Annotated in this window: 10 protein-coding genes; all 10 read right to left on the bottom strand. The window is 55.7% G+C overall.

Annotation, left to right across the window (positions count from 1 at the left end; translation table 11 throughout):
• Positions 1–83: 83 nt before the first annotated feature.
• Positions 84–416: a DUF2790 domain-containing protein gene (locus ACOKS3_RS00050; RefSeq protein ID WP_011953079.1), complete on the bottom strand. Its 333-nt coding sequence runs from the start codon at positions 414–416 to the stop codon at positions 84–86.
• Between the two features lie 371 nt (positions 417–787).
• Positions 788–1147, bottom strand: a complete 360-nt coding sequence (locus ACOKS3_RS00045) for a histone-like nucleoid-structuring protein, MvaT/MvaU family (RefSeq protein ID WP_010951431.1) — start codon at positions 1145–1147, stop codon at positions 788–790.
• A 56-nt stretch (positions 1148–1203) separates the two neighbouring features.
• Positions 1204–3120, bottom strand: coding sequence for a TniQ family protein (locus tag ACOKS3_RS00040; RefSeq protein ID WP_010951430.1), 1917 nt, complete (start codon positions 3118–3120; stop codon positions 1204–1206).
• A gap of 75 nt (positions 3121–3195) precedes the next feature.
• A complete protein-coding gene (locus ACOKS3_RS00035) occupies positions 3196–4155 on the bottom strand; it encodes a TniB family NTP-binding protein (protein ID WP_010951429.1) in 960 nt (319 codons plus the stop codon).
• Positions 4152–6110, bottom strand: a complete 1959-nt coding sequence (locus ACOKS3_RS00030) for a DDE-type integrase/transposase/recombinase (RefSeq protein WP_011953078.1) — start codon at positions 6108–6110, stop codon at positions 4152–4154. The genes ACOKS3_RS00035 and ACOKS3_RS00030 overlap by 4 nt, the downstream gene beginning before the upstream one ends.
• A complete protein-coding gene (locus ACOKS3_RS00025; protein WP_011953077.1) occupies positions 6091–6729 on the bottom strand; it encodes a TnsA endonuclease N-terminal domain-containing protein in 639 nt (212 codons plus the stop codon). Before ACOKS3_RS00025 ends, ACOKS3_RS00030 begins: the two co-directional genes overlap by 20 nt.
• A gap of 846 nt (positions 6730–7575) precedes the next feature.
• On the bottom strand, positions 7576–9996 hold the full coding sequence (gene gyrB / locus ACOKS3_RS00020; RefSeq protein ID WP_422763601.1) for a DNA topoisomerase (ATP-hydrolyzing) subunit B: 2421 nt from the start codon (positions 9994–9996) through the stop codon (positions 7576–7578).
• Between the two features lie 4 nt (positions 9997–10000).
• Positions 10001–11104 (bottom strand): DNA replication/repair protein RecF, encoded by a 1104-nt coding sequence (gene recF, locus ACOKS3_RS00015; RefSeq protein ID WP_103448388.1) that lies wholly within the window; start codon positions 11102–11104, stop codon positions 10001–10003.
• A 15-nt stretch (positions 11105–11119) separates the two neighbouring features.
• Positions 11120–12223 (bottom strand): DNA polymerase III subunit beta, encoded by a 1104-nt coding sequence (dnaN, locus tag ACOKS3_RS00010; protein WP_015268408.1) that lies wholly within the window; start codon positions 12221–12223, stop codon positions 11120–11122.
• A gap of 40 nt (positions 12224–12263) precedes the next feature.
• Complete coding sequence (dnaA, locus tag ACOKS3_RS00005; protein WP_103448389.1) at positions 12264–13802, bottom strand: chromosomal replication initiator protein DnaA; 1539 nt, start codon at positions 13800–13802, stop codon at positions 12264–12266.

Here is a 13802-nt window from a genome sequence, read left to right as displayed (position 1 = left end):
GGGGAAGGGCTTCTGCCGGCCAGCCGACCAGCTGCAGCGCTGGTCGTGGTCAGCTTACTCCAAGACTTACCCTGTCCCTTCGGTCAGTTTTGACCTCTACAGTTAATTCCAGCAGAGCGATATTCGAGGATTTTCAACTCACCTGTTGAGTCCTCGTAATTCATCTGTGTCGGCATCACGTCGCAGCTACCTTTGAGCGAAGTCATACTGATAACTCTCGCCACATCCAGTTTCATTCCGTAGCGATAATGGATCACTTCAGGTGGTTTTTTTCCATTGGCAGCGGCGTAGGCACGCATTGCTTGCTCATTTGCCTGAATCATCTTTCCGTGTAAGCGATCAGATCCTCCTTCAGCTAAAGCGGATGAGGAGGCGATTACGAGCATGAGGGCGGCAATGCTTTTAGCGGTGTTCATTTCTGTTACTCCATGAAGACATGAGTGAAGCTTACCGACTGGGAGCTGTCATCCACGTGATCCAGGAATTACATGTTTGTAAGCAGGCTATCGATAATGATGGCTCTGAATACACGTGAAAGCCGCGTCGTTTCAGGCTGCGACAGTTTTAATTCTCTAGCGAATCAGTCTGAACCGGCGTTTTGGGTGATTGCGACAGTTTTGCGTTTCCTCTCCAAATGGCTGCAGGCCGCGAAAGACGGGACCCTCTAGCGACAGTTTTAATTCTCTAAATCCACCACCCGCAGAAAATTTCGTCACGCCCCAGAATGGGAATTTGCATTCGGGGCGCACCACGATTCATCTCGTGCCAGAAGCCGCCTGCAGTGCAATCAATTGGCGAGCCAAGACTCGACTACCTCAGCGCCATACTCGTTTTTCCAGGCCTTAAGCGTACGCTGATTACCACCCTTGGTCTCAACAACCTCTCCGCTGTGTGGATTCTTGTAGACCTTCACTTCGCGTGGTTTCCGAGAGGTTTTTGGGGCCATATCAGTGGAAGCCACCGCTTGCGGATCGAGGATCAGCACCACTTGGCGCAGGCCGTAGCCATACTCGTTGAGCAAACTGCGCAGCTTCGTTTCAAATTCCATTTCCTGCTTCAGGGCAGAGTCATTTTTCAGCGCTTCCAGCTCCGCCAGTTGGGCTGCGAGCTGTTGTTCGAGCAGGCGGAATTCAGCGAGACGGGACATAAGATTCTCCAAAATGGGTTCGATGATTTTAGCAATCAAGAAAGAAAGCGTGCTAACTATCTTGATCCCACATGCCTGAATCGGCAATCACGAGGCTGAGCGATCGGTGTGGATAAAAACGTGATGGCTTCAGGATCGTCGATCTGGGCGGCTTCACTTGCGAGGTAATCGATCAGCTTTTTGCTTCTTACCCAAACGTACTGCCGGCAAGCCGCGTTTGGAATGGATGGCCCCGCAACGGGGCGAAACCTGGCCTCCCAAAGGTGCTTGAACGCCTCCCTGGTCGACTTCCCCAAATACACCGCAATCTCCGGTCCCAAGATATAGCCACGCCTGAATCTGTCGATGGCTTGAGGCTTAACCATCAATTGCGTACGCCGGCCTCGTTCGACAGCAGTGCTCCATAGCAGACCCAGTCGAACGAACGCGTATGCGCATTGTTCTTTGACGCCTAACAGCGCAGCAGCCTTGACTACCGACAGGCCGGGAAAGACCGGACTCTTGTTCTCAGCTCGGGCTTGTTGCCACGCTGCAAAATCTTGCGGCTTGAGTAACCACGCCCCTACCGCAACCGAGCCATTCTCAGCTGGGCCGTAAGCGCGAAGTTCACCTGCACGTATTGCCTGAACCAACTCGACCAACCCACCCCCCTTGGGCAGAGAATGCTTGGCCAAGTAGTTGATCGACACCAGGCTCTGGTCAGAGCTGGTAGGCAGCTTCTCATCAATCAATTCGTTGATCGAGCGGCAGTCAATCAGCCACCTTTCGCCTGGGCGCGGTTCTCCACCAAAGAACTGGAGGGTACCACCAGCTAGCAGCTGCCTAACCCGATTGCGACAGAGGCTTAGCAAAGTCGAGGTTTCTTTCATATCAGCCACGCCCTGGAGATGCTGCGAGATTGCCTTCAAATGATCCAGGTCCACGACCGTAAAGACTCGATCTTCATGGACCTTCTCCCGATAGGCGATTTGTCCCTCCTGATGAAGGCGTTTTATGACTGATACCCCGAGACCACAAGCTTCAGCAGCAGAATCGAACGACACCCAACGATGTCTCTCAATCGTCTCCTCACTCAAATTGCGATTTCGCTTCGCTAACGGTGCTTCCCACGCATGCTGCAGAAATGATTCGAACTCTCGACGAAGAAAGTCAAAACAAGAGTCATCCAGATCACGGTGGATGTCGTGGTATATCGGGCCGAACGATCTGCTGAGCGTCCAATGTTCGTTATCGGAATGGACTGCCTTGAGGCCACTCAGCAGTTCTCTGAATGCGAGAGGCCAGTTCATGAGAACCACGCCCGCCGCGTTTGCCATAAGCCGCGATATCTCTAGCGAACCCGAATCAGCAACCTTCAGCGGCTGGGTTCTTTCCGTAGGCAAACTTCTGACAGCGAGACGCGATGACAACTCGTGAAACTGTTCGTAGGTGAGGGCCGCCAATCCCGCGTCAGCTGGCAACGAGTCGGCGTAAAACCTATCTTCAAAGCCAGAGGTGAGCCAGGCGGCCGTATCACTCGCCGGCGCGATCTCAAAATTGGTCCCACTCAATGAGGTGCCACACGCTTGGCAACTATTCGCACTCATTGCGCTTGGATCGGTTTCCTTCAGACAGTTGGGGCACCGCCCGTGGAGTTCAGTGCCGTGGACAGAACACGTCGTAACCAGGGTCAAGCCCCAGCTTTCTCTCCAATAACCGGCTTCGCCCAAACAGATCGGACAGTAACGAGCGTGATGAGTCGTCCATAACTTGACCCCCTTGGGCCTTGGATCACGAAACTCAGCAGATACCGCAGGCCAGCTCAGTGGTCCTTCCATCATCTGCAGCCAGTCCGCAACATCGGTCTCGTCGGCTCGTGCAAAGGCGGTGAGCAGTTCCTTTCTGGGTAATCCGTTGGCTTTCGCCAGGCGCTGCAGGTACCCCAAAAGACTTTCGTCTTGGTGTGGTCGTGGGTTGATTAAAAGACCAAACATTCCTACACATCCATGAAATCGAAGACATAAAAATCAGGGGAGTAGAGCCGGGCCGATAAGCCCGGCCCTTGGCCGTCAGGTACTGCTCTCTTCGAACGTCTCAAACGGCTCCCGCTTCCCGAACAGAGGCTGGAAATTGAAGCTCGCACTGAAGGGGTTTCGATCCTCGGTGGCGTAGCTCCAAACCTCGTCTTCAAAAGCCTGGGCCAGCACAGGAAGTTCAATCCCGACAAGGTCCTGGACTTGAACCAGCCAAACAGCCCTGTCCACAATCTTGATGAGGTAGTCGATCAATCCATAGGAAGCCAGGTAGAAGCGTTTAATCATCGCTGGCTCTACAAAACTGATGGTTTGAACAGGCAGTTCGCCCTCGATTGCCTGCAACAACATCACGAAATGAAGAGACGTATTAGCGGAGAAGGTGAAGCGATCGTATGCCACCGTGGCCGAAAACCTGCGTCGCAGTTGCTCGTTTGCTAGCAGGAGATTTTCGGTGCGCTTCAGCCCAATCAGAACAAACGCGATACTGGTTTCATTCATCAGACTCTTGATCCAGTCTGCTGCCTCATACGCACCATTACGACGATAATCGACCAGGTGCTGCGCCTCATCGAGGACCAACATCTCCACGCCAAGGTTCTTCAGCAGCAGGACTACTCGCGCAAATTTAACCTCTGCCGAATGTCCTCGTGCCTCTGCGAAGGGATCCTTCAGCTCTGCCAAAATGGCTGCTGCCAGGTTCTTTTTGGTTGGAGACGAAGGCATCTCGACGAACAGAACTGTCCGCTTCTGTGGGTCATGGCTCTCCAATTCCTCCAATGACCGAATGTACTCCTTGACCAATGTGCTCTTGCCCACTCCGCTTGGACCTTGGATCAGCAACCCTTTACTTGCTCTGGTACGCCGACTATCGCCGTGGATATCGCCTAGTCGCGTCAACGCTCGCTCGACTTGAGGGCTGTGAATAAAACGATCGCGGAGCGTAAAGCTGTATTCACCATGCTCGTAGCATTCGTACAGATTGATGGCGTTCATGGCTTAGAACTCCCAGCAGGGCGACGAACCGAGACCTTGAAGGCTGCTGGCGGAATGTTAGGAATAGAGTCACCGGTCCATTCCACTTCAGCGAGTACCTTGGGTGGAGGCGTGCTTTCGGTCACTCGACCCTCCTTGTCGATTTTCGCTATGGCAGCTGCGCGTCGTTTTCTGAGCGTCTGCGAACGGCGGGCCTCGTCTGCATCTTCCATAATTTCCTGGTAGCACCTGTGCGTAGCCTCGAAGCTAGGCTGCTCATTATATTTTTCTCGCAGCGCTTTCTCGGCAGCCTTCCACACCTCCCTGCTCTTACCGGCCATTCGCTCATCTTTGGCGGGCACTTTGAAGAACAAGTTTCTGAAGCGGTCGTGAACCCAAACGTGCCCGGCTTCGTCTCGATAGCGGACGTTTACCTTTTCTCCGTCTGCCAAACGCATACGGAGCTCAGCAAGTTCCGTAGAGTGGTAGCCCACTTTGGCAACCTCGATGCCGTAATGGTGAACCTTCACCGAGGCCCGCTTGGCCAGAATGCACTCCAACGAGTCCAGGTCGACGGGAAGGCTGATGACATGGTTCGCCTCGCTAGTCCCCCAGACTTGAGCCGGTGTTCTGTTGTCCAGCCCCCGATGAGGAGTCTGGTGGTAACCATCGACGATCCATTTCACTACCACCGCCTCCAATTGAGGGAGCGTGAAACATGCATTCTTCTCCGAGTCGTAATCGCCACGCTGCTGGATATTCGAGAAGGTGGTACCCGGGAGGTTGTGGATAAGCCCCAGGTTCTGTGTGCTGAAAAAGCGTTCGACGGCACCTTTCCTTTGAGGGGCCCTTGAAGCGGGATACATGATCTCGATACCCAACTCGTTGAATCCCATGATGAGATCGCCCGCGTGAAATTCCGCTGCGTTGTCTGGGACTATTCGAGCCGGCAGCCCACGTGCCCACCATTCATTTCTCACTTTCGGAAAGCGCTTCAGCAATTCGGCTTTTGGACGGATTGAGCGTTCGATCACACGAAGCACGGTTTCCGTATTTGGCGCCGACAGGTGGAGCAAATATCCCATCACCATTCGAGAGAAGCGGTCGAGGACGATCGTCAGATAGGGGCGCCCAATGCACAGCCCCGAGGTTTCATCCACAAGCTGGACGTCCAACAAGGTGTGATCAATTTCCCAACGTTCCAAAATCTCATGGACACGTAGGACACCCGCCGCAACACGGTGTTTCTTGTCTGCTGCGTGTTTTCCGAGCCTCTCCTTATCCACAAGGTACGGATCCAGCTTGGCGATGTACCTTCGGACAGTCATTCCGCTTGGGATCTTGAGCTGATCCGAAGGCAAACGACTTTTGTTCCTCTCTTTTATCTGATCCTCGAATTCTGAAACGACCACGCTGACCGCTGGAATCGTATCCTGCAGGTAGGTTTTATTAATCACCCCTTCAAGAATAACTTCGAGCTCTCCCTGTATCGCGGCAGCCCGACCCTTTTTGGCATGCTGAGGGATAAGCTTTACTACGTTCTGGCCAATGTATTTGGCTGCCCAACGTCGAATAGTGGAAACCGAGGGTGCGCACGCATCCCCAATCTTTTTGGCGATATCTCTAAGCTTCTTGATCATGTCTTCGTCACCCGGTAGCTTGTATTTACCGCGCTTAGTTAGGTCGTCCAGATACTTGCGTCGACGCAATGCCTCATCTCCATGTTTTTTGGGGAAGCATGAAATATCTGGAGGGACGTTCCGCACATACGGAACCCTCCCAAGGTATGGCTGATCAGCGGAGATCTCGATCTCGCGCTTCTCGTAGGCCTCATAGAACTCCTTCTCGGATAGCTTCGTGGGCTCACCAAGCTCATCGAAAAAGAGCAGCTTCCGGTCAATAAGCCTCTTCTCAAGCACCATCAGTACGCCACGAACGATGACGACCAATTTCACCCTAAGGGAAAAGGTTTGCATGACGGTGCCCCCCTTGCAGGAAGACCGGGGAGTCAGTGTCAATTGACCTATCAAGGTCAATGCCCACCACCCCAAGGCCTAACAAGCGCCAGGCTTTCCCCTCACCAACCACGTAGAGCAGATCTGCAACGGTCATAGGCGGCCATTCGTTGAAGGTCGCCATTACCTCCTCCAACGCCTGATGCGAAAGCTCTGGACCGCGCCGGTGATACATCAGCCTTCTAAGATTGGTAGCCAGGGGTTCAGCTTCAATTAACTTTTCAGTGATCACCGAAAAGTTACGGGCAGTGGCGTTGAAGTAGCGCTCAGCGGCATCCAGTCGCTGCCTGACGCTGGCAATCTTCAGTCGGTCGTGAGGCTTCACTTCAAACCACCACTCGCGCCCATCCGCGAGGAAAACCTGTACGTCTGGGTAATATTTGAAATAGCCCTGGAGCGATGGAACACGTTCCTCACTGGGCTGCGGGACGTAGCCGATGACCGCAGGAGACAGCTCAAGAAGCCGAAAAAGAGCGCCTTCGAGCTGGGACTCCCAGGGCACAGGCTTTTTATTTTTGAGCGATGGGAAGTAGCCGCGGTAATGGTTGGACCGCCGCGTGACCACCTTTCGTACTGTCATGAAACACCTCCGAAAATCTCGAAACGAGCGCCGACGCTGCGCCAAAAAATCAAGGCGCAGGGCGGGCGAAGTGAGGCCTTTCGACAGGCAACACTGTGCCGTCGAGTAACCTCGCTAAGGTCGAAAAAATGGGAGAGGATTGACAGTCGCTTCGAAAAAGCAGACATTGCGGGTTCTGAGGACGCAAGTCTGCTTCGCTAAGCGCGGTCAGTCCTCTCGGGATTGATCGCGTTTTTCTACATTTTCAGGTCTCCTTTTCTCTCATTGGTCATGACTCTCATGACTGATCAGAATCTAAAGCAATCGGCTTGCTCTCTTTATTTCTAAACGGCCACTTCGTGATCGCTGGAGCAATTTGGATCAGGTCTGAAGCTCTCGCTTCAAACAGCTGATTTGGCTGAAAATCTTCAGTGCAAAGCGGAAAAGTTGGTCATAGATCTTATTCCAACATCCCTTCGAAATCTACAAAAAATCCAAAATGGCAACTTCCACCAAATTCCATTTCCATACTAAATTGTTCAAATTAATACTTAACACGTACGCTTAATTAACTATTAAGGTGTTCAAATATTAGTTTTAAAGTCCTCTCAATCTCTCTGCTGCTCAGATCCGCCCGCCGACCCTCTCAGCACTTCCAGCGCCCCATCAAATCACTTCCTCAAATCCCCCCATCTGCATCATTTTCCAATGAGCGGAGTAGGGCGCCCCGGCAGGAATTCCAGGCAAAAAAAAGCCCGCGAAGGCGGGCTTGATGGTGACCGACAGGGGCCATGGTTGAAGCCCGGCCGGTCATCTATTTGTGAAAGCGTGCAGCTTTTCTGTGAACCTACAGCTGCTGCAACCCAATCAGAAGTCCAGGTTCGATACCGACAGCGCATTGCTTTCGATGAAGTCACGGCGTGGCTCCACCGCGTCGCCCATCAGGGTATTGAAGATCTGGTCGGCGGCAATCGCGTCTTCGATGGTGACCTTGAGCATGCGGCGGACGGTTGGGTCCATCGTGGTTTCCCACAGCTGCTCCGGGTTCATCTCACCCAGACCTTTGTATCGCTGGATGGTGTGGCGCTTGGTGCTTTCGTTCATCAGCCAGTCGAGGGCTTCCTTGAACTCAGTAATTGCCTTGCGACGTTCACCGCGCTGCACGTAGGCACCTTCGCCGAGTAGGGTAGACAGCTTGGCACCCAGGGTCACCACCGAGCGGTAGTCGTTGCTGCCAAAGAAGTCACGGTTGAAGGTGACGTAGCTGGCCAGACCGTGGGAGGTAACTTCCACTTCCGGCAGCCAGACATTGCGCTCCTTGTCTTCGCGCAGGCTGGCCTGATAGACCAGGCCCGACTTCTGGCAGTTGCTCAGACGCTCCTGGAACTTCACCAGCCAGGCTTGCATCACGGCGTGGTCGCCCAGTTGCTCCAAAGTGACTTCCGGCAGGTAGATGAAGTGTTCGGTGAGGTCTTCCGGGTACAAGCGCGACAGGCGCTTGAGGGTCTTCATCACCGCGCGGAATTCATTCACCAGGGTTTCCAGCTGTACGCCGGAAACGGCTGGCGCCGATTCGTCCAGGTGCAGGCTGGCATCTTCCAGGGCCGATTGGGTCATGTATTCTTCCATGGCCTCGTCGTCCTTGATGTACTGCTCCTGCTTGCCCTTCTTGACCTTGTACAGCGGCGGCTGGGCGATGTAGATGTAGCCGCGCTCGACCAGCTCCGGCAGCTGACGGAAGAAGAAAGTCAGCAGCAGGGTACGGATGTGCGAACCGTCGACGTCAGCATCGGTCATGATGATGATGTTGTGATAACGCAGCTTGTCGATGTTGTACTCTTCGCGGCCGATACCGCAGCCCAGTGCAGTGATGAGCGTGCCCACTTCCTGGGAGGAGATCATCTTGTCGAAGCGCGCTTTCTCGACGTTGAGGATCTTACCCTTCAGTGGCAGGATCGCCTGGGTACGACGGTTACGGCCTTGCTTGGCCGAGCCGCCTGCGGAGTCACCCTCCACAAGGTACAGTTCGGAGAGGGCAGGGTCCTTCTCCTGGCAGTCGGCCAGTTTTCCCGGCAGGCCGGCGATATCCAGCGCGCCTTTGCGGCGAGTCATTTCACGGGCTTTACGCGCCGCTTCACGAGCACGGGCAGCGTCGATCATCTTGCCGACCACGGCCTTGGCTTCGTTCGGGTTTTCCAGCAGGAAGTCCGCGAAGTACTTGTTCATCTCTTGTTCCACGGCGGTTTTCACCTCCGAGGAGACCAGCTTGTCCTTGGTCTGCGAGCTGAACTTAGGATCCGGCACCTTCACCGAAATGATCGCGGTCAGGCCTTCACGGGCATCGTCACCGGTGGTGGCGACCTTGTTCTTCTTGGCCAGGCCTTCCTGCTCGATGTAGCTGTTCAGGCTACGGGTCAGCGAGGAGCGGAAACCGACCAGGTGAGTACCGCCGTCACGCTGTGGAATGTTGTTGGTGAAGCACAGCAGGTTTTCGTTGAAGCTGTCGTTCCACTGAAGGGCAATCTCGACACCCACGCCATCGTCACGCTGGATGTTGAAGTGGAAGACCTGCGAGTTGACCGGGGTCTTGTTGGTGTTGAGGTATTCAACGAATGCCTTCAAACCACCTTCGTACTTGAAGAACTCTTCCTTGCCCGAGCGCTCGTCCTTCAGCAGGATGCCGACACCCGAGTTGAGGAACGACAGCTCGCGAATCCGCTTTGCCAGGATGTCCCAGCTAAAGTGGATGTTCTTGAAGGTTTCAGCCGAAGGCTTGAAATGGATGTGGGTACCGGTGGTTTCGCTGTCACCGACGACGGCCATCGGCGCCTGAGGAACACCGTGAACGTAGGTCTGTTCCCAGATCTTGCCGCTGCGGCGAACAGTCAGCACCAGCTTCTCGGACAGGGCGTTAACTACCGAAACACCTACACCGTGCAGACCGCCGGATACCTTGTAGGAGTTGTCGTCGAATTTACCGCCGGCGTGCAGCACGGTCATGATGACCTCGGCTGCGGAAACGCCTTCTTCTTTATGCACGTCGACCGGAATGCCGCGACCGTTGTCGCGCACGCTGATGGATTCGTCCGTGTGGATGATGACGGTGATGTCATCGCAGTGACCGGCGAGGGCTTCGTCGATCGAGTTGTCGACCACCTCGAAGACCATGTGGTGCAGGCCGCTACCATCATCGGTGTCGCCAATGTACATGCCGGGACGCTTGCGTACGGCATCCAAACCTTTCAGCACTTTGATGCTGGAGGAGTCGTACGTTTGATTTTCGCTCATGCCTTCACTCCCGATGGTCGTGGGTCTGGGTGATACGGCCTTGTTCCACGTGGAACAAGGCAACTGGCGTTTCCGTTTGCCAGCCTTCCCTCAGTAATTCGTGATCTACACAGGTGATGAACACCTGGCAGCGTAATTCTTCAAGCAAGCGGCACAGCGCGCGGCGATGCTGGTCATCCAGCTCGGACGGCAGGTCGTCAACGAGATAAATACAGTGGCCCCGACGAGCCTGGCTGACGAGATGACCCTGGGCAATGCGCAGTGCGCACACCACCAGCTTTTGCTGACCACGCGACAAGATGTCGGCAGCGTTATTGGCAGCCAGACGAAGACGTAGATCAGCACGCTGCGGGCCGGCCTGGGTATGGCCCATCTGCTGATCGCGAAGGAGAGAGGAGGCGAGTACTTCTTGCAGTTCCCGGTCCTTGTCCCAGCCTCGGTAGTAGCTCAGGGTCAACCCGTCCAGCTCGACCAGCTCGCTCAGGGTTTGCTCGAAGACGGGCTTCAAGGCCTTGATGTAGTTGCGACGGTATTCATCTATTTCCGCGCTGGCCAGGCATAACTCCCGGTCCCAGGCGGCTTGCGAAGCTGGGTCAAGTGTACCATGCCGCAACCATGAGTTCCGCTGCCGCAGCGCCTTCTGCAGACGTTGCCAGGCCGGCAGGAACCGAGGTTCCACGTGAAACACACCCCAATCGAGAAACTGCCGGCGGATTTTCGGTGCGCCTTCCAGCAACCTAAAACTGTCCGGGTTGATCAGTTGCAGCGGCAACAGTTCAGCCAGTTGAGCGGCGCTCTTGGCATTCTGTCCGTCGATGCGGATAGTGAATTCGCCCGCCCGCTCCCTGGAGACGCCCAGATTACTCGTACCACCTTCAGCCAACTGAACTTCGCCAAATACGGTGCAGGCAGGCTGCTCATACTGTATGACCGGGTTCAGCCGCGTGCTGCGGAATGACCGAGCGAGGCCGAGAAGGTGCACGGCTTCGAGCACACTGGTCTTGCCGCTGCCGTTGGCGCCGTAGAGGATATTGATGCGGGGGGAAGGTGAGAGAGTCACCGGGTGCAGATTGCGCACCGCGGTGACCATGATACGTCGAAGGGACATTTCGCCTGCTACGGATTAGAGGCGCATCGGCATGACAACGTAGGAAGAATCGTCATTGCCAGCTTCCTGCAGCAGCGCACTGCTGTTGGAGTCAGACAGAATCAGACGAACTTGCTCGGTAGTCATAACGCCCAACACGTCCAGCAGATAGCTGACGTTGAAGCCGATCTCCAGCGAGCTACCTTCGTAGTCCACGCTGATCTCTTCTTCAGCTTCTTCCTGCTCAGGGTTGTTGGCCTGGATTTTCAGCTGGCCGGCGGCCAACTGCAGGCGAATACCGCGGTATTTCTCGTTGGAAAGAATAGCGGTACGGCTGAACGCTTCACGCAGCGCCTGGCGGTCACCGACGACCAGCTTGTCACCCCCTTTCGGCAGTACGCGTTCGTAGTCCGGGAACTTGCCGTCGACCAGTTTGGAGGTGAAGGTGAACTCACCAGTGGTCGCTCGGATGTGGTGCTGACCGAGCACGATGCTGACCATGCCTTCCGGATCAGTGAGCAGGCGCGCCAGCTCAAGAATACCTTTACGTGGAACGATGACCTGATGGCGATCATCCTGCTCGATCGGTGCGCTCATCGAGCACAGTGCAAGGCGGTGACCGTCGGTGGAAACCGCACGCAGGGTGTTGCGCGACACTTCCAGCAGCATACCGTTGAGGTAGTAACGCACGTCCTGCTGAGCCATGGCGAAGCTGGTGCGCTCGATCAGGCGGCGCAGTTTGCTCTGCTCCAGGTTGCAGGTCAGCGAACCCGGGCCTTCTTCAACGGTCGGGAAATCGTTGGCTGGCAGGGTCGACAAGGTGAAGCGACTACGGCCGGCTTTGACCAGGAGCTTCTGCTCATCGACCTTGATATCGATCAGAACGTCGTTCGGCAGGCTCTTGCAGATGTCCATCAGCTTGCGCGCAGGGACAGTGATCTCGCCTGGCTCGGCCGGCTCTTCCAGTTGCACGCGGCCAACCAGTTCGACTTCCAGGTCGGTACCGGTCAACGACAGCTGCTGGCCTTGCACGACCAGCAGGACGTTGGACAGCACCGGCAAGGTCTGGCGGCGCTCGACGACACCGGCGACCAGTTGCAGGGGTTTCAACAGGGCTTCGCGTTGAATGGTGAAATGCATGGTCTAGTCCCTTGCCTTCAATTAGCTGCGCTGACGACCATCAAGTCGTCAACGTCCGCAGCAGGTTCTTGTAGTCCTCGCGGATGTCCGCGTCGGATTCCTTCAATTCGTTGATCTTGCGGCAGGCGTGCAGCACGGTGGTGTGGTCGCGACCACCAAACATGTCGCCGATTTCCGGCAGACTGTGGTTGGTCAGCTCCTTCGACAGTGCCATGGCTACCTGACGCGGGCGCGCAACGGAGCGCGAACGGCGTTTGGACAACAGATCGGCGATCTTGATCTTGTAGTACTCGGCCACGGTGCGCTGAATGTTATCCACACTCACCAGCTTGTCCTGAAGCGCCAGCAGGTCCTTCAACGACTCGCGAATCAGCTCGATGGTGATGTCACGGCCCATGAAGTGCGAGTGAGCAATCACCCGCTTCAGGGCGCCTTCGAGTTCACGTACGTTGGAGCGAATGCGCTGGGCGATGAAAAACGCAGCATCATGCGGCAGCTCGACCTTGGCCTGGTCGGCCTTCTTCATCAGGATCGCCACGCGGGTTTCCAGTTCCGGTGGCTCGACAGCTACCGTCAGGCCCCAGCCGAAGCGCGACTTCAGGCGTTCTTCCAGGCCTTCGATCTCCTTCGGGTAACGGTCGCTGGTGAGAATCACCTGCTGGCCGCCCTCGAGCAAGGCGTTGAAGGTGTGGAAGAACTCTTCCTGTGAACGCTCTTTACGGGCGAAGAACTGGATGTCGTCGATCAGCAGCGCATCGACCGAGCGGTAGAAGCGCTTGAATTCATTGATTGCGTTGAGCTGCAGCGCCTTGACCATGTCCGCGACGAAGCGCTCGGAATGCAGGTACACGACCTTGGCATTCGGGTTCTTCTTCAGCAGGTGGTTACCCACAGCATGCATCAGGTGGGTCTTACCCAGGCCCACGCCACCATAAAGGAACAGCGGGTTGTAACCATGCTTCGGGTTGTCGGCGACCTGCCAGGCCGCAGCGCGGGCCAGTTGGTTCGACTTACCTTCGACAAAGGTCTCGAAGGTAAAGGTGCGGTTCAGATAGCTGGTGTGCTTGAGCGCGCCTTCCACCTGGACCGTGCGCTGCTCGGTGCGGCTGCCAGCAACCGGAGCCGAACTGCTGTCGCCCATGCCATCGAAGCTGTCACGCGAAGCCGGCTCAGCAGCTTCATTCACCTGCGCCGGTTCAGCTACTGGCGCCTGAACCGGCTCGGCAACGGCAACGGCCGCAGGCGCAGTGGCCTGTTGGGTCTGGCTGTGTGCAAGCGAAGCCGCGACTGCAGCACTGACTGGGGCATTGGGTGCAGCACGTGGCGCAGAGCTGCGACGGCTGCCTATTAACAAGGAAAGGGCTGGCGCCATGCCGCTGCCGTTTTCACCCAACAGTTCGAGCAGACGGCCAAGGTACTTTTCATTCACCCAATCGAGCACGAAACGGTTAGGCGCATAGACGCGCAACTCGTCGCCTTCGGCTTCGACCTGTAGCGGACGGATCCAGGTGTTGAATTGCTGGGCAGGCAGTTCATCGCGCAGAAGCTCCACGCACTGCTGCCAAAGTTCCACTGACAC

This window comes from Pseudomonas sp. HS6-2 (genome assembly GCF_049325675.2).
Lineage (GTDB): Bacteria > Pseudomonadota > Gammaproteobacteria > Pseudomonadales > Pseudomonadaceae > Aquipseudomonas > Aquipseudomonas putida_N.
Note: the sequence above shows the minus strand (reverse complement) of the source record. Positions and strands in the feature narration are given on the sequence as shown.

What these genes read in the sequence shown, in the direction of transcription:
- ACOKS3_RS00040 (WP_010951430.1), bottom strand. Translation starts at nt 3,120, where the DNA reads ATGTTTGGTCTTTTAATCAACCCACGACCACACCAAGACGAAAGTCTT.
- dnaN (WP_015268408.1), bottom strand. Translation starts at nt 12,223, where the DNA reads ATGCATTTCACCATTCAACGCGAAGCCCTGTTGAAACCCCTGCAACTG.
- gyrB (WP_422763601.1), bottom strand. Translation starts at nt 9,996, where the DNA reads ATGAGCGAAAATCAAACGTACGACTCCTCCAGCATCAAAGTGCTGAAA.
- recF (WP_103448388.1), bottom strand. Translation starts at nt 11,104, where the DNA reads ATGTCCCTTCGACGTATCATGGTCACCGCGGTGCGCAATCTGCACCCG.
- ACOKS3_RS00025 (WP_011953077.1), bottom strand. Translation starts at nt 6,729, where the DNA reads ATGACAGTACGAAAGGTGGTCACGCGGCGGTCCAACCATTACCGCGGC.
- ACOKS3_RS00030 (WP_011953078.1), bottom strand. Translation starts at nt 6,110, where the DNA reads ATGCAAACCTTTTCCCTTAGGGTGAAATTGGTCGTCATCGTTCGTGGC.
- ACOKS3_RS00035 (WP_010951429.1), bottom strand. Translation starts at nt 4,155, where the DNA reads ATGAACGCCATCAATCTGTACGAATGCTACGAGCATGGTGAATACAGC.
- ACOKS3_RS00045 (WP_010951431.1), bottom strand. Translation starts at nt 1,147, where the DNA reads ATGTCCCGTCTCGCTGAATTCCGCCTGCTCGAACAACAGCTCGCAGCC.
- ACOKS3_RS00050 (WP_011953079.1), bottom strand. Translation starts at nt 416, where the DNA reads ATGAACACCGCTAAAAGCATTGCCGCCCTCATGCTCGTAATCGCCTCC.